Source organism: Streptomyces sp. NBC_01669 (genome assembly GCF_026339735.1).
Taxonomy (GTDB): domain Bacteria; phylum Actinomycetota; class Actinomycetes; order Streptomycetales; family Streptomycetaceae; genus Streptomyces; species Streptomyces yanii.
Genome location: NZ_JAPEQG010000001.1, coordinates 8,910,001 through 8,931,520 on the forward strand (window position 1 = coordinate 8,910,001; position 21,520 = coordinate 8,931,520).

General features: G+C 68.5%; 18 protein-coding genes and 5 pseudogenes. 14 read left to right on the plus strand and 9 right to left on the minus strand.

Annotated features, from left to right (window positions below; genetic code table 11):
- Window positions 1–422: 422 nt before the first annotated feature.
- Window positions 423–1,706, minus strand: a complete 1,284-nt coding sequence (locus tag OG972_RS39945) for a DUF6056 family protein (RefSeq protein WP_266989924.1) — start codon at window positions 1,704–1,706, stop codon at window positions 423–425.
- 775 nt (window positions 1,707–2,481) lie between these two features.
- Between OG972_RS39945 and OG972_RS39950 the strand changes: the two genes are divergently transcribed.
- From OG972_RS39950 to OG972_RS39965, 5 genes are all read left to right on the plus strand, one after another.
- Window positions 2,482–3,897 (plus strand): glycosyltransferase, encoded by a 1,416-nt coding sequence (locus OG972_RS39950; protein WP_266989926.1) that lies wholly within the window; start codon window positions 2,482–2,484, stop codon window positions 3,895–3,897.
- 60 nt (window positions 3,898–3,957) lie between these two features.
- Window positions 3,958–5,457 (plus strand): DUF6056 family protein, encoded by a 1,500-nt coding sequence (locus OG972_RS39955; RefSeq protein WP_266989928.1) that lies wholly within the window; start codon window positions 3,958–3,960, stop codon window positions 5,455–5,457.
- Window positions 5,458–6,278: 821 nt separating this feature from the next.
- Window positions 6,279–6,575: a transposase family protein gene (locus OG972_RS49405; RefSeq protein ID WP_323135937.1), complete on the plus strand. Its 297-nt coding sequence runs from the start codon at window positions 6,279–6,281 to the stop codon at window positions 6,573–6,575.
- A gap of 30 nt (window positions 6,576–6,605) precedes the next feature.
- Entirely contained in the window at window positions 6,606–6,872 is a 267-nt protein-coding gene (locus OG972_RS49410; protein WP_323135938.1) for a transposase, read from the plus strand.
- 297 nt (window positions 6,873–7,169) lie between these two features.
- Window positions 7,170–10,244 (plus strand): alpha-L-rhamnosidase C-terminal domain-containing protein, encoded by a 3,075-nt coding sequence (locus OG972_RS39965; protein ID WP_266989930.1) that lies wholly within the window; start codon window positions 7,170–7,172, stop codon window positions 10,242–10,244.
- Window positions 10,245–10,368: 124 nt separating this feature from the next.
- On the opposite strand, the pseudogene OG972_RS39970 reads toward OG972_RS39965, so the two are convergent.
- Window positions 10,369–10,683, minus strand: a pseudogene (locus tag OG972_RS39970) (hypothetical protein); the annotation flags it as partial.
- A gap of 31 nt (window positions 10,684–10,714) precedes the next feature.
- Between OG972_RS39970 and OG972_RS39975 the strand changes: the two are divergent.
- Window positions 10,715–10,846: pseudogene (locus tag OG972_RS39975) on the plus strand (GNAT family N-acetyltransferase); the annotation flags it as partial.
- An 18-nt stretch (window positions 10,847–10,864) separates the two neighbouring features.
- On the opposite strand, the pseudogene OG972_RS39980 reads toward OG972_RS39975, so the two are convergent.
- Together OG972_RS39980 and OG972_RS39985 are read right to left on the minus strand one after the other, a co-directional pair.
- Window positions 10,865–11,008, minus strand: a pseudogene (locus tag OG972_RS39980) (IS481 family transposase); the annotation flags it as partial.
- 25 nt (window positions 11,009–11,033) lie between these two features.
- Entirely contained in the window at window positions 11,034–11,954 is a 921-nt protein-coding gene (locus OG972_RS39985) for a LysR family transcriptional regulator (RefSeq protein ID WP_266989932.1), read from the minus strand.
- A gap of 116 nt (window positions 11,955–12,070) precedes the next feature.
- Between OG972_RS39985 and OG972_RS39990 the strand changes: the two genes are divergently transcribed.
- From OG972_RS39990 to OG972_RS40010, 5 genes are all read left to right on the plus strand, one after another.
- Window positions 12,071–13,192, plus strand: coding sequence for a diaminopropionate ammonia-lyase (locus OG972_RS39990; protein ID WP_266989934.1), 1,122 nt, complete (start codon window positions 12,071–12,073; stop codon window positions 13,190–13,192).
- A 165-nt stretch (window positions 13,193–13,357) separates the two neighbouring features.
- Window positions 13,358–13,912, plus strand: coding sequence for a LysE family translocator (locus OG972_RS39995; protein WP_323135970.1), 555 nt, complete (start codon window positions 13,358–13,360; stop codon window positions 13,910–13,912).
- Window positions 13,913–13,962: 50 nt separating this feature from the next.
- The gene (locus OG972_RS40000; RefSeq protein ID WP_266989936.1) at window positions 13,963–15,237 is read left to right on the plus strand and encodes a M20 family metallo-hydrolase; all 1,275 of its coding nucleotides are present in this window, start codon (window positions 13,963–13,965) and stop codon (window positions 15,235–15,237) included.
- A gap of 129 nt (window positions 15,238–15,366) precedes the next feature.
- Window positions 15,367–16,551, plus strand: a complete 1,185-nt coding sequence (locus tag OG972_RS40005; protein ID WP_266989938.1) for an ArgE/DapE family deacylase — start codon at window positions 15,367–15,369, stop codon at window positions 16,549–16,551.
- A 143-nt stretch (window positions 16,552–16,694) separates the two neighbouring features.
- Window positions 16,695–16,958 (plus strand): dihydrofolate reductase family protein, encoded by a 264-nt coding sequence (locus OG972_RS40010; RefSeq protein WP_266989940.1) that lies wholly within the window; start codon window positions 16,695–16,697, stop codon window positions 16,956–16,958.
- A 276-nt stretch (window positions 16,959–17,234) separates the two neighbouring features.
- Here OG972_RS40010 and OG972_RS40015 read toward each other — a convergent pair whose 3' ends face one another.
- Window positions 17,235–18,074 carry a helix-turn-helix transcriptional regulator gene (locus OG972_RS40015; protein ID WP_266989942.1) on the minus strand — a complete coding sequence of 280 codons (840 nt, stop codon included), beginning with the start codon at window positions 18,072–18,074 and terminating at the stop codon, window positions 17,235–17,237.
- A 103-nt stretch (window positions 18,075–18,177) separates the two neighbouring features.
- On the opposite strand from OG972_RS40015, the gene OG972_RS40020 reads away from it, so the two are divergent.
- Entirely contained in the window at window positions 18,178–18,885 is a 708-nt protein-coding gene (locus OG972_RS40020; protein ID WP_266989944.1) for an SDR family oxidoreductase, read from the plus strand.
- A 230-nt stretch (window positions 18,886–19,115) separates the two neighbouring features.
- On the opposite strand, the gene OG972_RS40025 is transcribed toward OG972_RS40020, so the two are convergent.
- On the minus strand, window positions 19,116–19,592 hold the full coding sequence (locus OG972_RS40025) for a PP2C family protein-serine/threonine phosphatase (RefSeq protein ID WP_266989946.1): 477 nt from the start codon (window positions 19,590–19,592) through the stop codon (window positions 19,116–19,118).
- A gap of 117 nt (window positions 19,593–19,709) precedes the next feature.
- On the opposite strand from OG972_RS40025, the gene OG972_RS40030 reads away from it, so the two are divergent.
- Entirely contained in the window at window positions 19,710–20,087 is a 378-nt protein-coding gene (locus OG972_RS40030) for a hypothetical protein (protein WP_266989948.1), read from the plus strand.
- 37 nt (window positions 20,088–20,124) lie between these two features.
- Here OG972_RS40030 and OG972_RS40035 read toward each other — a convergent pair whose 3' ends face one another.
- A complete protein-coding gene (locus tag OG972_RS40035) occupies window positions 20,125–20,349 on the minus strand; it encodes a recombinase (protein ID WP_266989950.1) in 225 nt (74 codons plus the stop codon).
- A 263-nt stretch (window positions 20,350–20,612) separates the two neighbouring features.
- Window positions 20,613–20,693 (minus strand): annotated as a pseudogene (locus OG972_RS49415) (helix-turn-helix domain-containing protein); the annotation flags it as partial.
- Window positions 20,694–20,783: 90 nt separating this feature from the next.
- On the opposite strand from OG972_RS49415, the gene OG972_RS40045 reads away from it, so the two are divergent.
- Window positions 20,784–21,245, plus strand: coding sequence for a hypothetical protein (locus OG972_RS40045; RefSeq protein WP_266989954.1), 462 nt, complete (start codon window positions 20,784–20,786; stop codon window positions 21,243–21,245).
- Window positions 21,246–21,264: 19 nt separating this feature from the next.
- On the opposite strand, the pseudogene OG972_RS40050 reads toward OG972_RS40045, so the two are convergent.
- Window positions 21,265–21,477 (minus strand): annotated as a pseudogene (locus tag OG972_RS40050) (IS5/IS1182 family transposase); the annotation flags it as partial.
- Between the last annotated feature and the right edge of the window lie 43 nt (window positions 21,478–21,520).

The following is a 21,520-nucleotide window of genomic DNA, read 5'->3' on the forward strand; positions in this document are numbered from 1 at the left end:
CGGAGTGATCGTGCGGGGCATCGGACCGTCCAGGCCGGACCAGGTGACCGGGGGCGTGAGGGAACCCGCCCACCGACAACGGACCGGCCCCCTGGAGGACCGTCGCCGAGCGGGACGCGAAAGCGGGAACCCAGTGCATCCAACACCGTTCGGGATGCGCGCAGTACGCAGCGGTGGGTCCAGGACTCACTTACGCACACTGGTTAGGAACGGTTCGTCGGAATGACCGCGGGTTGGGCAGTGCGTCAGGCCGTTGTGCGTCGTCCGTGTTCGGACTGCCCCGGGCGATAGCTTATTGGTGTGCCGTGGTGTGGGCCGCCGCGAGTGGGAAGAGGCTGCGGCGGGCCTTCGATGAGCTCGGAGCCCGCGCTGGGCCGGACCGGTCGCGGCGAGTGATCGACTGAGTCTGCACGTGCCCGTGCTCAGGGGAGTCCTGTCGCCAGAACCACGCGCTCCAGATGGTAGTAGTGGGCCACGCATGAGGCGGGCCACGGCTTGCGCCCGTCGTCACCGAACGGTTCGGTCATTTTGCTGATGGGCAGTCGTGTGTAGGGGAGTACATTCGCGCCCGTCGCGGACTGGCTGCGCAACCAGTGATCCTGGTGGTCCCATTTCCGAGCGCGTACCGCCATGTCGGCGTCGAGGTGCACGAGCGAGACCGCAAGCGCGAGGCAGACGAGGGCGTACACGGATGCGGCGGCGGCCTTCGGCGGCCCGGTGGGGCGCCCGCTTTCTCTCCACGCGCGGCCGAGGAGTGTGCCCACGAGGACAAGCAGCAGGATGTAGAGCAGCAGGTAGTCGTTCCAGAGTCGTGTGGACGTCATGACGCTCGGCCCGAAGACCGGGTAGGCGATGACCGTGCACAGGTAGCCGGAGACGAGGAGGGCGCAGACGCCGGTCCGGGCGAGCAGCATCCCGCATCTCATCGGGGGAAGGCGGCCTTCGTGCTGCCGGGTCAGCAGACTCAGGAGCAGTCCGGCCACGAAGGCCCCCAGGTACTGCCATGTCGTGAGAAGGACGGCTGCGTTGTGCGCGAAACCGCGCAGCGAAGCGAGGAGCGATTCGGGAGTGAGTATCGACGCGGCATCGTGACGTTCACGCCGATGTCGTGAGCCCGGAGAACTGAGGAGGATCAGGCTTCCGATGACGATTCCAGTGATCCCGGCGGCGCACCAGCCGCGGAAGAAGGTACGTCGCTCCTGCGGGAAGATCCGGCCGCTGATCAGCAGCAAACAGCTCAGTACAACCACACCGACGACACAGGTCTCCTCCGACAGAGTGCCCAGAAGGAACCCCGCCACGAAGACCGTGATCAGGGCGAAACCTCTGCCCCCTCGTGATGCGGCCCGCAGGAGAGGAAGGGCCGCTGCGCAGGCGAACACGGGCGGCAGGGTGTGCGAGACGGACGCGGCCGGCCAGTAGAACGTCTTGTAGGTGTTGGGGGACCCGAACAAGAACATCGCCGTCACCATCGATGCCAGCAGGAGGGGGACCCCTCGTGGCACCGTCATCCCTGCCCTGGGCAGAGCGCCGGCGACCACGGCCCAGAGGAGCCCGAGCATCAACACACCGCTGATCAGGCCGAACCATTGTTGTCCAGCGACACCGAACCGCGCATAGCACCAGACCAGCACAGCGTTCATGACGCGCCCATTGTCCAGGTAGTAGAACTTCCCGACGATCGCGGACAGCCCCCCGTCACGCACGACGGGCAGAAAGCACCAGTCATCACCGGACGGACGCACCCAACGGCCGAACCAGGCCGCGGCCGCCAGCAGAGCGATGGGGAGAATCGAGAGCGAACCGACCCACAGAGATGTCCACCACCGAGCTGTCCTGCGGTCCGGAACACCGTCCCTCCGTCCCTCCTGAACGGATTCACCTGGGGGACGTTTCACGACCAGTGTTCCTTTCGCTCGGGCTCGACACCGCGCTGCGGCCCTCGCGTCCGGTCCCGCCCACAGGCTGACGCAGTCGGAACCAGTGCGCTCCGGCGTGTCGCAGCCCTCGGGGAGCCGAACCCGGTAGGAATCGCCGGCCCCCACAGCCCACGCCCCTCGCTGTCCGGCCGGGCACAGCAGTTCACCGACAGCGATCAGGGCAACCAGGGCCGGACAGTCCCGAACCATCCCAGAAGATGGCCAAGTGCCACACAGTTCAGCAGAACATGAGCGCACGTGCCGTTGATCAGAGCCGAGTCTGCACAACTCTCTGTTCGAAGAACACTGCAACGCAGCAGGGAGGAATCAGGAGTCGGCCGGTCAGGCGCATCGCCAAGGACCGTTCGGACAGCGGCGGGACGGATGCTTCACCCATTCGGTGCCATCCCGTGGCGTGATTCGGCCGGAAGGCATCGCTTAGAACGATGGGACCTGCAAAATTCCTTTGACGACGCCTCGGGCCGAGACGCGTCAAGAGGGCACAGACGCATGCTCCGAGATGCACTCCGAGATGCCGTGACCACATCTCCCAGGGATCCGAATGACAGAGTGCCAGGTTTCGATCGTAGTTCCCTGTTTCAATGAGGACGAGGTGATCGAGCGATTTCACGAAACACTGGTTGTCGTCCTCGAAACGACTCGACGCAGCTTCGAAGTCTGTTACGTCGACGACGGCAGCCGGGACGCGACCAGGGAGCAGCTGCGCGCCATCGCCGCCGCGGATCCGCGGGTTCGCTACACCTCCTTCAGCCGGAATTTCGGCAAGGAGGCCGCGATGCTTGCGGGATTGCGTATGTCCCGGGGTGACGCCGTGATTCTCATGGACGCCGACCTTCAGCATCCGCCCTCACTCGTTCCCCGGATACTGGAGCTGCGACAGCACGGCTACGATCAGGTCGTCGCGCGTCGGGACCGTTCGGGGGATGGCATGCTGCGCAGCGTCGTCAGCACGGCCTACTACCGTGCGATGGGGCGTTGCATGGATGTCGACATCACCGACGGAGAGGGAGACTTCCGGCTGCTGTCCCGTCCTGCCGTCGAAGCGGTGCTCGCCCTGCCCGAAGCCAACCGGTTCTCCAAGGGAATCTTCTCCTGGATCGGCTTCGACACCGTCAGCTTCACCTACCACAACGTCAGCCGCGCCGCCGGCACCTCGAAATGGGGCGGAAGACGCCTGCTCAACTACGGAATCGACGGACTGATCTCCTTCAACAGCCGACCGTTGCGTCTGGCTGTCTACATCGGTCTCACGCTCTTCTCCGCAGCGTTGGCGTACGCGCTATGGATCGTCATCGGCGTTGCCCTGCACGGTGTGCGCGTCCCCGGATTCGCCACCTTGCTGACCGCTGTCGTAGCACTCGGCGGGGTGCAGCTGGCCACGCTCGGCATTATCGGTGAATACGTCGGGCGCATCTACTTCGAAACGAAGCACCGGCCGCCCTACGTGGTGCGCGAGACGGAGGTAAGCGTGCGGCAGGAGCACCACATCGTTGCCGACCTTCATCCGCCTGAAATGCCGTCAGCGACGGATGCGGGAGCCTCCGCGATCGGATCGTCCAAGGGGCGCACCCTGCGCCAGTTCTTCGTCTTCGCGTCGATCGGAATCGTCAATACGGCGGTCTATCTGGCGGTGTACGCCTCCCTGAACCGATGGATCCCCTATCTGATCGCCCACGTCATCGGTTTCGCCGTCAGTATCGTTGGGTCGTTCTTCCTCAATACGTACATCACCTGTCGTACGAAACCGACGTGGCACGGATTCTTCCGGTATCCCGTCTCGAGCCTCGTCAACCTCGTACTCACCGGCGCTCTCCTCTTTGCCGGTGTAAATGCCCTGGGCATGGGCAAGAACGTCGCCGCCGTGGCGGCAGGACTCCTTGCCACCCCGCTCTCGTTCCTGCTCGCCCGATGGGCCATCAACTCCGGCGCTGCCCTCACCCAGCAACGTGCCCGCTGATCGGGAACCCGCGTCGGCCGGACCCGAACGGCGCCTCCATCATGAAGGGCACCAGGACACATGACCACAGGCGAATCGAAGGCCCCTGACCTCTCCCACCCGGAAGACGGATCCGGTACGGGGAGCAACAAGTGGCTCGCGTCACGGTGGACGACGGTCTGGACCACCGTTCTCGTACTGCTGCCACTCGGCCTTCTGGGCGCGGCGGTCTGGATCGGCCGCCTGGTCCGTCCGGGAGCGGACGACTGGTGCTTCCTCCCGGTAGTCCGGGACGACGGCGCATCCGGTCTGATCGACAAGTTCTACTTCCAGGACAACGGACGTGTCGCCAACGCACTGCTCGTCGTCGCCTACGCCGCGTTCGGGGTCCCGGGCCACAGGTGGTTCGCACTGAGCACCGGCATTCTCGTCCTGGGCATTCTCTGGGCAGTGACCGCCGCAGTGCTCCGCAGCACCGGGATGCGTGCGCCCCGTGCGATCCCGCCGCTGGTGGCGGCGCTGATGACAGTGGTCTTCCTTTTCGCCACGCAGAACACCTACAAGACGTTCTACTGGCCGGCCTCCTCGGTCTCGCACACCCTCGCGCCAGTTCTGGCCGCCGGCTCCGTCATCCCGCTGCTACGCGCGCGCACCCGCAAGGGCCACGTCTTCGCCCTCGGTACCGCACTCGTGGCCGGTGTCTTCATCGGCACACTGTCGGAGGAGACGGCGGTCGTGGTGTTCGTCGTCCTCGCCCTCGCCTTGCTGACGAGTTACTGGGCCTTGCCGGGCCCCGGCCGGACTCTGGTCCGCTCGTGGTGCGCCGTCGCCTTCGTCGGTACCGCGATCGGAACCGTCATCCTCTACACGTCGCCCGGCGCGCGCACCAGGCGCCAGCGGTTCGACGCCGATGCCACGTCAATGTTCAGCCCGGACACGCTCATGACATGTCTGCGCGCGTTTATGGACATCCTGGGGACAATCCTGTCGACGTGGCAGTACGCCGGGGCCTTCGCGGCCGGCCTCCTCCTGGGACTGCTGGTGCGCGGAGACGGCCCGCGGACGCAGGGGCTCCTATGGAGGCGCCCTCTCATTCCGGTCGTGGTCGGGGTAGTCGCGTTCCTGCTCTCCGGATATCTCTGCACTGTCGTCGCCCATCCGGCATTCGGCGCGAGCGTGGCCACCGCCTCTCGCACCTGGAACGACTATCTGCTGCTCTACGTCATGCTCCTGGTCACCGTCGGTGCCATGCTGGGCCGCGTCCTGCGCACACGCCAGTGGTTGCCCGGCCTCGCGATGGCGGCCGCGGCGGCGGTCTGCGTCATGGCATGCGTCGGACTTGCCGTCCCTCTGGCCCACCTGGAGCGGAAGATGGAGGTGCGGGCCCAGCACTGGGACCGCCAGGACCGGTGGCTGCGCACCCACGCGGCACACGGCGACCAGGTGCTGCCCTACACGCCGGTGTCGGTCAGTGGACTGGGCGAACCGTTCGGCCGGCACGGTCAGAAGCCGTGGCCAGCCAAGTGCGTTGCCCAGTGGTACCACCTCAAGCGCATCACCTACTCACCTCGGTTTCCCTGAGCGCAGCCAGGCCATCCGATGGCACCGATGGACTGAGGGTTGTGGCTTCACCCGGGCCACATGGACGACCGTAACCATCTCGGCCGACGCATCGTGATCGTTTCCGGTACGAGAGCACCCGGGCCGCGGCGCGGGGCCGTGGGGGAGGGCCCGCGGCGCCGGCGAGCGCCTGCGGCGGCGGACAGCTCTGTGGCTCTCCGATCTTCACGAAGCCGGTGTCGTCGATGATCAGTACGCCGTTATCCGTGCCGAGGGGCTCGGTGACGTAGGCGTGCAGGCCGTCGCGGACCTTGTCGGCATTCCGGCGGCTCCAGGGGAGTTCGGCCCGTCGCTCGACCGGCGCGGGCAGAGCACGCGGAGCGCACATCCCACTAACGAGTTCCCCCGCGATTGATCGGGTCGGGGCCGTGACACGACGAGGGCCGCACGGGTTCTTCGAGTGTGATCAAGAAGTGGGCCCGCGCGGCCTTGTCTCATCCTGCCTTCTGCGGCGTGAGCCGCCAACACTTCGGCGAGTTGCTCGACGAACTCGAACCTTGGTGGGAATCACGGTGCGAGAGCGGGCGTCACGACCGGCGCGGACACGGCCGTCGCCGTCGGGCCGGGGCGGGACCGAGGTACGAACTCGCCTTCCGCGACCGGCTGGTGATCACGTTGGCCTACCTGCGTACCGGCCTGCCCCCAGGATGCCCTCGCCGTGGTCTACGGCGTCGGCTCCTCGACCATCGGGCGGGGCGATCGGCGAGGTCAGGCCCCTGCAAACGGCCCGCGGCTTCGCCGTCCCCGACCGGCCCGGCCTGCGCCTGTGCACGCTGGAGGACGTGTTTGCCTACGCCGAGAGCGTCGAGCTGCGGCTCGACGGGGCCGAGACCCAGGTCCGCCGTCCGAAGACCGGCCGCCCCGGGCGCCGGGCGTTCGTCTCGGGCAAACGCAGGCAGAACACCATCAAGACCACCACGTTCAGCGACGGTCAGGGCCGCCTGCTCTACTCCGGGGCGGAACGGCCCGGCCGGATGCACGACCGGATCGCTGTTCGCACCGAGGGCATCGCCGAGCAGTTCCGGACCCGTCCCGGCGTCAGGGCGAAGGTCGACTCCGGCTACCTGGGCCTGGCCTAGGAGTTCCCCCGCCAGGTCATCGCGCCGCCGATGAAACCGCAGGAGGACGCCTGCGATGGCGACAACTATTCGTGGCGCGAGGCGAGGCGACGGCAGTCCTCGGCCCGGATCTGCGTCGAGCACACCAACGCCGAACTCCGGCAGTGGGCCCCGATGAGACGCTTCACCGGACGCCGCGAGACCTTCCCCGAGACCCAGCGGGCCATCGCCGCCCTGATCTCCGACCGTGCCGCCAAGAGGCCCACCCTCCGCGCGCACAGCACCGCACTCGTCCTCGCCCGCGACGCCGCCTGCTGATCACCCGCCAGCCGAACCGCCAGACCAGCACGCCCCGAACTCAATCGCGGGTGAGGTCGTTAGCTAACTCGAGGATCAGCAGCCACGGTTGGCACTGACGGACCGACCGTGCACAACCGTTGACAGGTGGCTCGGCCACTACATAGCCTCACGGTGACGTATTGATACGTTTCAAAGGGTGTGCCCGCAGTCACCCGTTGGTCACCTCGCCTTGTAGCGGGGACCTTTTGCGCGCCGGCAGGGGCACTCGATCGCACGTGCATTGAAATGTTCAAACCTTTCGAATGGAGGCGCGTCATGAGATTGCCGCTGGCAACCTGCAGACGGTTCGGCCTGTTCGTTCTCACATGGGGACTCGCGTTCAGCGCGGCGCCCCAGGCGTTCGCCGCCGGGCCCGTCCGAAATCACGCGCCGACCGCGCCAGTCGGACTCACCGTCAACGACCGGGTCGACCCCCTCGCCGTGGACGGCGCACCGCAGTTCGGCTGGCTTCCTCAGGACATCGACAGCGGTGAGACCCAGTCGGCCTACCAGGTCGTCGTCCGCGACGGGGACGGCACCGAGCTCTGGAACAGCGGCAAGGTGTCCAGCTCGGCGCAGAGCTGGACACCTTACGGCGGATCGGCCCTCAAGGCGGGAACCTCCTACACCTGGCGGGTACGCACCTGGGACCACGCGGGCGCCGAGTCGGCGTTCTCCGACCCCGCTTCCTTCGGCGCCGGCCTCGGGGACGACGGCTGGTCCGGGGCGCAGTGGATCCGCCGCCCCGCGACCGGCAACGATGCCACCAACGAATGGACCGCTGCCCGCAAGATCATGACTGTCTCGAGCGGCAGCCCGGTGACCGACGCGCGCGTGTATGTGGCCTCCATGGGGGACTGGGAGGTGAACGCCGGCGGACACGTGGTGCAGCGCAGCTCCTCCTACGAGTACGCGGGCGAGGGGTACTACGACGTCTCGAAGCTCGACGGGATCACGGCGGGCCAGAAGCTGCCCGTCGGCGTTGTCACGCACTACTGGAACTGCAAGTGCCAGGGCCGCGCCAACGGGCCCAGCGGCTCCGAAGGCCCCTCGGGCCTCCTGGTCAAGGTGGTGGTGGACCACAAGGACGGGACGCGGGACCTCATGGTGTCCGACGGCTCGTGGAAGGTGCACCGCTACGAGCCCCAGAGCGTCGACACCGTCACCTATCGCAACAGCGACTCCGGGGACCGTCTGGAGTACTACGACGCGACGAAGGAAATGACGGGCTGGGGCACCGCTCCTTACGACGACAGCAGCTGGCCGGCTGCCACCGCCATCGGCCCGCACCCCCGCCCGAACCCGGCCAACTGCGCATCATATGAGGGTAGTTCGTCACCCTGCGCCTTCACGCATCTGTCCGCGCTGGAGGCCCACCTGTCACAGAAGGTCGTCCACCCCGTCTCCCTGCTCCACCTGCCGGACGGCACCGTCTTCGCAGACTTCGGCAAGGTCTACGCCGCCGTTCCCTCGGTGCGTCTGCAGGACGGCGCCGCCGGACGCCAGTTGACGTTCACCACCAGCTACCGGCGGAACAACAGCACGCTGACCGCGGCCGTCTCGGCCGGCGCCACCACCTTGACCCTGGCCGTCGTCGGCAACGTCCACGTCGGTGACCGGATCACCGTCGACGCTCCCGCAGACGGATACGGAGCGGGCGACCCCGAGACGCACACCGTTCAGGCGGTGGACGGCACCACGGTGACCCTCGACGGCGCACTGCTCAGGGGCCACGCCAAGGGCAGCTGGGTGGAGAACTCCCGCGCGGGTACCTCGAAGCTGGACACGCAGGGCAGCAACATGCACTTCTACTACACCGAGAAGGACGGCCCGCAAACCGCGCAGCCCTTCACCTACTGGGGCTGGCGCTACCTGCAGATCAGCGACCCGGGCGAGAACCTGACCACCGACGACATCAGCGCCGTGGTTCAGAACACTGACGCCGCCCATCCGGCCACCTTCTCCAGCAGTGACGCAACCCTCGACGGCGTCGTCGCGCTGATGCAGCGCTCCGCGCTCCAGTCGTCGCAGAACGTCTTCCTCGACACCCCAACCCGTGAGAAGGGCCAGTTCCTCGGCGACAGCATCGACGAGTCGTTCGCCACCATGTCTTCGTCCGGCGAGCGCAGCCTGACCCGGCAGGCGATCGTCGCCTTCATGAACTCCCAGGCCCGCTACTGGAACAACGGCGCCCTGAACTCCGTCTACCCCAACGGTGACGCCAAGCGGGACATCCCCGACTACACCGAGATGTTCCCCGAGTGGGTGCTCCGCTACTACCAGACCACCGGTGACAAGGACCTCCTGCGCCAGGCCCTGCCGGTGATGAAGAACGTCGCCGACTACATCTGGGGTGCCGTCGACAACCGTGGACTGGTCGCCGACCTGCCCGGCGGCAGCGGCGACTACCAGTACGGCATCATCGACTGGCCCGCCCCCATGCGCTACGGCTACGTAACCAAGGGCAACGTCAACCGCACGGTCGTCAACGCGCTCGGCGTGGGCGCGCTGCGCTCGGTCGCGACGGCGGCCGAGGCACTGGGCGACACCGGCACCCGGACGACGTACGACGACCGGGCCGACCACCTGACCGCGGCCATGCGCGACCAGCTGAGGGACCCCGGCACCGGTGCCTGGTCCGACGGCCTGGACGCGGCAGGCTCCCGTATTGATCACTTCGGCGAGCACTCGCAGTCCTTCCCCGTCGCCTACGGGATCGCGGACCCCTCCGAGTACGCCGCCCTGGGTGACCGCATCTCCGAACTGGGCATGCAGCAGGGCCCGATGACCCTGCGGACGCTGCTCGAGGCACTGCGGATCACGGACCGCCCGGACACTTTGGTCAAGATCCTGACCGACCCGTCCCACGACGGCCCGGCCCAGGTCCTCTCCGAGGGCGGCAGCTTCCTGTGGGAGCAGTGGACCCCCGGCTGTTCGACCTCCGACTGCACCGGCACCCAGGTTTCCCAGAGCAGCAGTGAGAGCTTCTCGCACGGCTGGGGAGGTGCCGGGGTCAACGGCGTCCTCGAGGGCGTCCTCGGCCTGACCGTCACCTCCCCCGGTGCCGAGACGGTGCGCATCACCCCAGCGGACAAGGGCCTGACCGCTGCGTCCGGAACCCAGTGGACCGAGCGCGGCGAGGTCGGGGTCGACTGGCATCGCACCAGGTTCGGCGTGAACACCAAGGTGGACATCCCGGTGAACGTCACCGCGACGGTCGCCCTGCCCGCCGTGGCCGGCGGCATGTATCACGTGACCGGCCAGGCCACCTACCTCGGCATCAAGGACGGCAAGGCCTTGTACCAGGTCGGATCCGGGAAGACCATATTCCACGCGGCGGCCGGCGAATAGCGCACCCTCGCCCCCATGTCAGACGCCGACGGCACGGACGCGCGACCATTGCGTCCAGCAGTGCCTACGGCAACTGATCACTGGCAGGAGGCCGGGCAGGGCACCGTATACATGCGGCTTCCCTGCCCGGGTGCTCCGCCGCGTCCAGGGCACTCTCCACACCGAGTAGCGGCGCGCCCTGCGGTGCCTCCTCGTAGTCCGGCGCGTGCAGGGCGCCCCGGTCGGGCCGCGCTTGTCGCGCAGCTTCTGCAGCACCCATCCCGAAGACCGGCGCTCCCCGGGTACCTCGCGGACCACCGAGGGCGGCGGTGTCTCCAGCCGCTCGGTGACGACCTGGTCGTAGTCGACACCGTCGACGGGGCGCACATGCTCCGGGGCACGGACCCACCCCCCAGTACTCCGCCGCCTCGACATCGCCGTCCAACTGGTGGAGAGGCAGTATTGCGAACGTGCGCTATTCGTTTGAGCCGTGCACGGAGGCCGCCAACGACAGCGCGATGCGCCTCGCGGCGAAGCTGGGGTTCACCGAGGTGGAGCGGTTCGAGGAGTACGGCGCCGAGCAGTGGTTCGGCGTGTGGTCTTCGGTCACGTCGTTCGGTTGAGTTCGTGCCCGAGTCTGGCTCCCGCCGGCAGGTCTGCACCCACCGCTCCATGATCGAGTTCATTCTCGGCATCCGGACGCCGCTGAGCACCACCTGGATGCCCGCGTCGTTCAGGACAGTGTCGAAGAGCTCGGGGAACGTGCCGTCCCGGTCCCGGATGAGTGGGCCAACGGTGAGCTGTGCTGCCCTATGCCTGGTCGGAGCGGAGGGTGACCGCGCGCAGGAGGGCGTCGCGGCACGCGAGGACGGCCGGGTGCTGGCTGCGGCCGCGGCGTACGACGGTGAGGACGCGGCGGGTGCGCCGGTCGCGGGGGAGTGGCCGCAGGGTGACGGTCGGGGGTTGTCCGCTCCAGACGAGGTCGGGGAGGAAAGCTGCGGCGTGATTCTGCTCGACGAGGCGGAGGTGGAGCAGGAGGTCGGTGGTCTCGAACCGTACGTCGGGTTCGAAGCCGGCGTTGCGGCACAGGGTCATGGCCCAGTGCCGGGCAGCTGTGCCCTCGGGTTCCATCACCCAGGGGTGGTTGGCGAGCGAGCGCAGCGCCGCCATCGGGCTCTCGGTGTCCGGGCTGTCGGCCGTTTGGGGCAGTGCGAGGTGCAGGGGGTCGCTGAGTAGGTCTTCCTGTTCGAGTTCGGCGGGCCGTGGGTTGGGGTTGCCGGGGTATTCCTCAGCGAGGACCAGGTCGAAGTCGCGGGCTTGTAGAGCGGGAAGGGCCTTTTCCGGTTCCATGTGTGTGACGTGGACGCGCAGGTGCGGGTGCAGGTCGCGCAGCAGGCCGAGCGCGGTCGGGACCAGGGCCAGGGCGGCCGTTTGGAACGAGGCGATGCGCAGGGTGCCGGTGAGGTCGGTCAGGGAAGTGGCGATGTCCGCCTCCGCGCGCTCCAGGCGTTCGAGGACCGCTTCGGTGTGGGCGACGAGAATCTCGGCCTGCTCGGTCAGCCGCACCCGCCGCCCGACCGGTTCCAGCAGCGGGACGCCGACTTCGGCTTCCAGTTGCGAGAGCTGCTGGGAGACGGAGGAGGGAGCGTAGGACAGGGCGGCGGCCACGGCCGCGAGCGTGCCGCGGTGCTTGAGTTCGCGCAGCAGGCGCAGCCGGTGCAGGTCGAGCATGGCCGGACCGCTTCCCTCGCCGTCGCGGAGCGACTCTTAATAGTCGGTTTCTCCGATGAGTATAGGTCGAAAACATTCGCTGGACCGATCGTAGGAGGGCATCGGACTCTGTTCGTGTGTCTGAAAACGCCTCCTCCCCCCGTGCGCCGCTGTGGTTTCTGCGACCCAGCGCCCGTACCTGGCGGTGTGAACCCGCACCCGTCGAGGTGCGGGGCTTCCACGCCGCGCTGCCTGGCCATTCACCCACTCCACTGACCGAACTCCCTCCGTTGGCATCGGAGTTGGGGGTCGGCCGGGTCTTCGTCAAGGACGAGTCATGCCGCCTGGGCCTGCCCGCATTCAAGGCTCTGGGTGCGTCCTGGGCGGTCCACCGCACCCTTGCCGAGCGGACCACGAGCGGCAAAGAGCCGGGCCTGGTCACTCTGGTGACTGCCACCGACGGCAATCACGGCCGGGCAGTGGCCCGCATGGCACGCCTGCTTGGGCAGCGCGCCCACGTTTTCGTTCCGCAGGGCGTGCATCCGCGGGCTGTGGCGGCCATCGTCGCCGAGCACGCGAAGGTCACCGAGGTCTCGGCGCCGTACGACGAGGCCGTGCGCCTTGCGGCCGAGGCAGCTGCCGGGCCGGACGCGGTCCTGGTCCAGGACACGGCCTGGTCGGGCTATGAGCAGATCCCGGGGTGGATCGTCGAGGGCTACTCCACCCTCTGCGCCGAGACTGACGAGCAGCTGGCGGCCGAGGGGGTCGACAAGGGGCCTGACCTCGTCTCCATACCGGTGGGTGTGGGGTCACTGGCTCAGGCCGTGGTCACCCACTACCGCAGCCGCCCCTCCGGGTGGGCTCCGGCACTGCTGTCGGTGGAGCCGGAGGCCGCGGCCTGCGTCCTCGAAAGCCTCATCCTCGGCGAACCCGTCAGTGTCACCACCGGCGACACCACCATGGCCGGGCTGAACTGCGGCACCCCGTCCAGCATCGCCTGGCCCTACCTGTACAGCGGGCTGGACGCCGCCGTCGCCATCCCCGACGCCGACAGTGCCCGCGCGGTCGCTCAGCTCGCGGCCCTCGGTGTCTCCTCGGGTCCCTGCGGGGCCGCGGCGCTCGCCGGTCTCCGTGCGGTGCTCACTGGCGTGGGCGCCGAGGAACGCCGTACGGCACTGGGGCTGGATGCGACATCGGTGGTCGTGCTGTTGAGCACCGAGGGCGCGGCTGCCAACCCGAACTCCACCGCCGATCCCTGAACACGCCACACGTGAAAGACGCCTGCGTTGAGCCACCGCACCTTCGTCCCCTCGCTGCCGACCGGTTTGATCAGTTCGATCAGGAGAAAGGCCGGCAGCGTGCTGACCCACTTCATAGCCGCACCCGGTGTCCTCGGCCTGCTGACCATCGTGCCGGGCCCGGACATGGCGGCGGTGCCCCGGTGTGCCGTCGCGGCCGGTCTCCGCGACGCGCTGCGGACCGTGGGCGGGATAACGACCGGGCTGCTGGTCCGGGGCGCGCTGACCGTGGTCGGGCGCGCGGCCGTACCGGCCGCCTCACCCGCGGCCTACCCGGCCGTCAAGCTCCTGGGCTCCAGCTACTTGGTGTTCTTGGGCGTGCAAGCGCAGTGGCACAGCCGCCACACCGTGTCCGTCATGGCAGATACGGGGACCGCCTCCCGTCGGGGGCCCGTGGCGGACCGGCCCGGTCAGCAACGCCCTCAACCCGAAGATCGCCGTCTTCTGCACCGGGATGCTTCCCGCGCCGGCCCCGTCTCAACTGGCCGCCGCCCGGGCCATGATGCTCCTCGTCCTCCTCCACACCACCCCTCACCCTCGCTTGGCTGGGCAGTTACGTGCTCCTGCTGTCCAAGGCCCGGCACGTCCTCGAAGAGCCGCGGACCCGCCGTGCGCGCTCGGGCGGACCACGGACGTCGTGCTGATCGGCTTCGGCCTCGTGGCGCGACCGCAGCCGACTGATCCGCAACGCCATCCACTCCACCGTTTCCGACAACTCCGGGAGACAGGTCATGACGAGCCCCACCCCCGACAAGATCACTATCAACGGCGACCGCCTGTGGCAGTCGCTGATGGACCTCGCCGACATCGGCGCGTACGACGACGAGCGCACCGGCCTGCGCGGCGTCAATCGCCTCGCCCTGACCGACACCGACGCGACCGGCCGCCGCCAGGTCATCGCCTGGATGGAACAGGCCGGCCTGACCGTCCGCATCGACCGGATGGGCAATATTTACGGCCGCCGCGAGGGCGCCGATCCCACCGCGGCCCCGGTGCTGACCGGCTCGCACATCGACAGCGTCGCCACCGCCGGTGCCTTCGACGGCTGCCTCGGTGTGCTGGGCGGCATCGAAGTCGTCCGCATCCTTAACGAACGTGGCATCACCACCCGCCGCCCGGTCGAGGTCGGCATCTTCACCGAGGAAGAAGGTGTCCGCTTCGGCACCGACATGCTCGGCAGCGCGGTCGCCGCCGGCCGCCTCACACTGGAGTACGCCCACGCCCTGACTGACCGCGACGGCCTCACCCTCGGTGGCGAACTCGCCCGCACCGGCTTCAACGGCCTCGCCGACGTACGCCTCGACTTGCCGCACGCCTACGTCGAATGCCACATCGAACAGGGCCCCGTCCTCGCCGAGAACGGCGTCGAGATCGGCGTCGTCACCGGCGTGCAGGGCATTTCCTGGCAGGAGATCACCATCCACGGCCGCGCAGCCCACGCAGGTACCACCCCCACCCACCTGCGGGTCGACGCCGGCCTGGCGGCCGCGCAGATCATCGTCCACCTGCGGGCGCTGGTCGACTCCGGCGAGTACGGGGATCTGCGGGCCACCGTCGGCCATCTGATCGTTCATCCGGACCTGACCAACATCGTCCCGGCCCGCGCCGAGCTGACCGTCGACCTGCGCAACCCCGACGACGTCCAGATGGCCCGCGCCGAGGAAGCCCTCGCCGCGTTCCTGCGCGACCTGGAGGACAGCCGGCCCGGCCTGTCGCTGACCGTCCGGCGGATGGCCAAGACCGCCTACGTCCCCTTCGACGAGGGGCTGCAGAAGGTCATCGCGCAGGCCGCCGACGACCACGGCCTGGACCACATCTCGCTGCTCTCCGGCGCAGGCCACGACGCCCAGGAGATCGCCGTGCTCTGCCCCACCGCCATGATCTTCGTACGCGGCGAGTACGACGGCATCAGCCACAACCCCCGCGAGTACTCCACCCCCGAGGCATGCGCCCACGGAGTCGACGTCCTGGCCACCACCCTCCTGCGCCTGGCCAACCAGGACTGACCGCCCACGGCCTGCAACAGCCAACACGCACGATGCACGGTGCTCGGCAAACACTGCCGCTCCCCACGTGCCGTGCCCACCGCCCCGCCCCCGACTCACGGGGTGGCATCAGAACTTCGGAAGGCCCTCATGCTCCCCGAGACCCCCTCGACCCCAGCGGCCCCTGATCCCCTGGAGTCGGATCCCAGCCGCCTGCTGGCCCGGCTGATCGCCATCGACTCCGTCAACCCGGACCTCGTTCCCGGCGGGGCCGGCGAAACCGTCATCGCCGACTTCTGCAGTCAATGGCTGGCTACCCGCGGCTTCGAGGTCCACAGCCTGGAAAAGCGCCCCGGCCGGCCCTCACTCGTCGCGATCGCCCGCGGCACCGGCGGAGGCCGGTCACTCATGCTCAACGGCCACCTCGACACGGTCAGCCTCGCCGACTACGACGGCGACCCCCTCGACCCGCAGATCCGCGACGGCAGGATGTACGGCCGCGGCACCTTCGACATGAAAGGCGGCATCGCGGCCATGATGGTCGCCGCAGCCCGCGCCACCGCCCACGGACCCCTGCGCGGCGATGTCATCCTCGCCTGCGTCGCAGATGAGGAGCACGGCAGCTCGGGCACCGAGGAAGTGCTGGAGTCCTTCACGGCCGACGCGGCGATCGTCACTGAGCCGAGCCACCTCGAAGTGACCCTCGCCCACAAGGGCTTCGCCTGGTTCGACGTGGAGATCGAAGGCCGCGCGGCCCACGGTTCGCGGCCCGAGCTCGGTATCGACGCCATCACCAAGGCCGGGCACTTCCTGGTCGCGTTGGAAGAGCTGGGACAGCGCCTCGCGCAGGGTCCGGTACACCTCCTCCTGGGCACCGGCACCGTGCACGCCTCCGTCATCCACGGTGGCGAGGAACCCTCCACCTACCCGGCGCACTGCCGCATCACCCTGGAGCGCCGCACCATCCCCGGCGAGAGTGCCGACAGCGTCGAGCGCGAACTGACTGACGTCCTCGACCGCCTTGCCGACACGGTCTCCGACTTCCGCTACCGGCTGACCCGCGGCCTGCACCGCGAGCCCTTCGAGGCCGACCCCGAAGCCCTGATCGTGCGCACCCTGACCCGCCACGCCGAGCAGGTCCTCGGCCACCCGCCCGTGGTACGCGCCGAGCCATTCTGGACCGACTGTGCCCTCCTGGACCGTGCCGGCATCCCCTGCCTGCTCTTCGGCGTCGACGGCGCGGGTGCACACGCGGCCACCGAGTATGTCGACCTCGCCTCGCTGGACCGCCTCACCGACATCCTCACCGGCACCATCGCCGACTTCTGTTCCTGAACTCTCACCCGGACCCGGACCCGGACCACGGGTTCGGCACGCAACGAAAGATGCAGCACCATGACCACCCAGGCAGACCAGCGCCAAGACAGTGGCCACACCGCCGACAGGTCTGCTGATCGTCGCGGTCTGGGAGCCGTTCTGTGACGGCTGGGAGATCTTCCGACCGGACGCGGCCTGACCGATCCCGACATGGGCCGACCCTCGTCAACAGCAGCGCGAGCGTCATCAAGGCGCTCCTATCCGCGGACCTGCTCGACTGGCTGTATCTCATGATCTGCCCCGAGACCGCCGGGGGTGGGCAGCGGCTGTTCGACGACGGCCTGCCAAGTTCGAAGTGGAAGCTCACACACCAGGAGACCGGCGAGCTGGGCGAGGTCGCCATGGTCTACGACCGAGTCCGCTGAGCCGGCCGATCAGCGCACTCAGCCGGCGAGGCGACCCCAGCTCGCGCCACGGACTGCACGCCCCACTTGGCGCGTGAGCAGCTGAGTCGGCACCACAGAGCGTGAGAGTTGACAGAGCCCTCTGTGCGCCGCTTCGGGCGTGCGGTGATGGAATCGTGGGCACAGCTTGTGCGGTGAAGCCAACGGCAATGGCGTCACCGCCCCCTTCCTCGCATGCGACCGGTTGCGGCCGGCAGCGCTCCCGCACTGTCCGCCCTTCAGACTGCCGCGAAGCGCTCAGCTGCTGAGCGCCTGGGTGCCGAGGACGGTGAGCAGGGCGAGGCGTTCGGCGTCCTCGGTGCCGGGTTCGGCGGTGTAGATCATGATCCGCAGGTCGCTGCCCGCGACGGTGAGCACGTCGCAGTCCAGCGTCAGGGGGCCGGCCTGGGGATGGTCGATGGTTTTGCGTGCGGCCTCGTGCCGTCCGACTGTGCCGGAGTCCCACAGCTCGGCGAACCGCTCGCTGCGCGCGCGCAGCTCCGCGACCAGCTGCCGCAGCCGCGGGTCGGCCGCATAGCGCCCGGCGGCCGCGTGCAGGTCGGCCACGAGCGCGGCCTCGAACCGGCGCAGCGACTCCGGCGTGTGCCGGGCCCGCGAGCCCGGTCCGACGAACTGCCGCCACACGCCGTTGCGCTCGTTGCCCCGCCAACCGGACGGATCACCCATCAGGGCCGCGTACGGAGGGTTGGCCAGGAGCAGAGTCCAGGACGCGTCGTAGACCGCGACGGGTGTCCCGGTCAGCCGGTCCAGCAGTCGCTGGACGCTCGGGGTGATGTACGCGGGGACCGATTCCGGACCCGGCGGTGCCAGCCCGGCCAGCCGGAACAGGTGGGTGCGCTCGGACCCCGACAGCCGAAGCGTTCTGGCCAGGGCCTCGACGACCTGCGCCGAGGGGTTGGACGCGCGGCCCTGTTCGAGGCGAGTGACGTAGTCGACAGAGATCCCTGCGAGCGGGGCCAGTTCCTCCCGGCGCAGTCCGGCCGCGCGCCGGTGCCTGCCGGCCGGCAGCCCGACAGCCTCAGGTGAGACCCGGTCGCGCCAGCGGCGCACCGCCTTGCCGAATTCCGCCGTCGCCATGCCCACCAGTGTGCATCGCCTGCCGAGCAGCCTGCCTGGTACCAGCAGTCCCAGGAACACAAGGCGTCTGGCTGACCGCCCCGTCCTGCCGGAACGTGTGGGTATGACAACAACACTGATCACCGGAGCGAACAAGGGCCTGGGCTACGAGACGGCCCGCCGCCTCATCGCCGCGGGCCACACCGTCTACATCGGCAGCCGGGACCCGGAGCGCGGCCGCCGCGCCGCCGAGCAGCTGGGCGCCCGGGCTGTCCAGCTCGACGTCACCGACGACACCTCCGTCGCGGCCGCGGTGAAGACCATCGAGGCCGACGGCGGACTGGACGTCCTGGTCAACAACGCCGGTGTCGAGGGGAGGGGCGCGAACAACGACGTGGCCGGCGCCGCAGACGTCACCGTCGACATGATGCGGCAGGTGTTCGAGACCAACGTATTCGGCACTGTGCGCGTCACCCACGCGTTCCTGCCGCTGCTGCAGCGGTCGGCCGCCCCGGTCGTGGTCAACCTCAGCAGCGGCCTGGCCTCGCTCACCCGGGTCACGACCGCAGGCACCCCGACCTACGCCTACCCGGGGGTCGCCTACCCGGCGTCGAAGACCGCGGTCAACATGATCACCGTGCAGTACGCGAAGGCGTTCCCGAACATGCGGATCAACGCGGTGGAGCCCGGCTACACCAAGACGGACCTGAACGGGAACACCGGCATCCAGACCGTCGAGCAGGGCGCCGAGATCATCGTCCGCATGGCGCAGGTGGGCCCTGACGGCCCGACGGGGGGCTACTTCGACGCGGAGGGCGCGCTGCCCTGGTAAGCGTCTCTCGCGGGGTGTGGACCCAGGATGACTTTCACAGGTGGCCTCGGCGGCGGCCGGGCGGTGGAGGAGGGGGACGGGTACCCGAGCGGTCCGGCGACGCACCCCGAACCGACCAGAGAAATGATCACAGCAGGACGTACCCGCCCCCGGAGCGCGGCGGCGGAGCCGGCGGCACCACCGCTGCGGTCCGGGCTCGCCCGACCACCGCGGCCCGGTGTTTCCGGTGCTCAGGACCCCTCGCGCTGGAGGGCGACCGCGGCCATGTCGTCGTCCAGCGGGCCGGCCACGTAGGCCTGCAGGTCCTTGGTCATTGCCTCCACGAGCGGCCCCGGGCGCAGGTCGGCCCAGGCTGCGGCGCGCTCGAGGAGCGGATAGAAGGTGCCGTGCCGGTCGCGGGCTTCGGTGACGCCGTCGGTGTAGAGGAGCAGACGGTCGCCGGGGGCGAAGACGAAGGTGGTCGGGGTGTAGGCGCTCTCGGCCAGGCCTCCCAGGCCCAGGGGAGGTGCCGGCTGGGCAACGTTCAGGAAAGTGGCGGTGCCTTCGTGCAGCAGGAGCGGAGGGAGATGCCCGCAGCTGACGATGTGTACATACGGTTCGTTGTCCGGAATCTCGACGACGGCCGCTGTCACGAACCGTTCGCCGACGTCGGCTTCGACCCGCGGGTTGGCGAACTCCGCCAGGCCCCAGCGAACGCTCGCTTCCAAAGTGGCGACCTTCTCTGCACTTCAGCCGATCGAGTGGTCAGTGGCTCTGGTGACCAGTGCCTGGCTGGAGGCAGAATCGCGTGGACCGCCGTTGCCCGGCCGTGATCCACTGAGGTCATGAGCTTGTCGGTGGATGTTTTCGTAGTCGGTGAAGACGGCCAGGTGGATGTCCTGGACGTTCCGAGGGGTAGTTCGGACCTCGCCGGCTTCGAGCGCTGGCGTACCTCGGTGTGGGGGTCCGATGCCGTTCGCTCACTGGGCGCGAGTTTCTTTCCGGCCCTGGCAAGCGGTGACTTGAAGGTGTTCCCGGACCAGGTGACGGATTTTCTGGCTGAGTGTTCCTTGATCCGCAGCAACCTCGAAGTCGTCGCTCCGCGCACCGATCCGTCAAAGACGCATGCCGAGTACGTATGGCAGATCTCGGAACGATTGAGGAACATCGAGGACGCAGCTGAGCGCGCGCAAGGCGTCGCCGGAGGCGTACTCATCTGGTAGTGCGTGCTGCCTTGAACTCTGCTCATCTGGAAGGCGATCACGGGGTCTCCTCGGGGCGGGGACGTGGGATGCCGAGGTCGGTGACGGGCCTCTTGGTCAGGCGGGCGGCTTCGGCTTGCTTGGCGCGAAGGAAGGTCAGGGTCGAGTCGATGCCTTCGACCTCACCCAGCCACTGCTCCTCCTGGGCCCGCTTGCGGCGGAGAAGGAGGTCTTTCTCGATCTCCGCGAGGCGGGGCAGCATCTTGGGGTTGACCTGGAGCATCGGGCAGCGGATGCATGCGTGCTCGTGGGGGAGTGTCTGATCAACGGCGGATCTGCTGATCAAGGAGAGACGCCAAGTGAGCGAGACGACGATCGAGCGAGTCCGTAGAGGAGCCGGCCGGTGGTGCGATGCCGTCGGCCGCGTCGGACGAGTGTCAACATCCCGTGCAGCAGCGAGGTGTAGCAGCTGTGCGGGGTCGTCAAACCCACTACCTGCTCGGCGAAGGTCACCGCAGTGCAGGCGGAGTTCTCGCAACGGAACCGGCTGATGTCGTAGACCACCCCCTCGGCGACCAGGAAGTCCGCCAACTTGGACAGGCTCCAGGTCGAGAACGGCAGGTCGTGCCGCTGGGGGGACTGCTGGACCCCCGCTCTGCGCCTACCGCTAGAGTGCGATGCTTGTTCGATTCACCGCGAGGCAGAGGGGGAAGGGTTGTGAGCGCACAACTGAGAGACACCGCAGGGGAGTTGGCGGAGATCTTGTGGCGGGAACACACCGTATACCGGGAGCGATCCGGCGGTGTGGTCATCCGGGGTGAGCATGTACGGCGGTGGATCAGCCTCGCTCCGGCGGGCGGCCGGGGCGAGGTCCTCGTACGCGCGGGGCGCATCCTGGACGGCGGCACCACCGCTCCGGCGCGTTCGGAGGCCGTGGTGCCCCTCTCCGCCGGTACAGGCGTGCTCGCCGCGACCTGCCGTCGCCTGCTCGCCGAGGCGGCGGACGATGCGGCGCCGGTCGTGCCGGGACGGGCAGCGCCCGGGCGGTCCAATCACTCCCGGAAGGCCGCGCGGCCCAAAGGTAGTGGGAAACACACCAGTTTCGGTTCATGGGTGATCCTCGCCTGCGTCGTCGGTGTGATCGCCCTGTACGTCTACAGCACCGCGATGCACGGCTAGGGCGCGTATTGAGGTGTGATCAATCGGCGGTCCGGGTGAGGTCTTTGATCCAGATCATCGAGGCGCGCAGGTGCAGGCCGGCAAGGTAGCTGTCCGGGGTCTTGTCGTACCGGGTGGCGATGCCTCGCCAGGCCTTGGGCTTGCTGATCAGGCGCTCGACGGTGTTCCGCTCCTTGTAGAGGTCGGCGTCGTGGCTGGGCGGCCGACCGCCTCCGGAGCCCTTCTTCTTCCGTTGTGTCCTGAATATGAAAGGGAGTTGGTTGCAGGACAGCTTC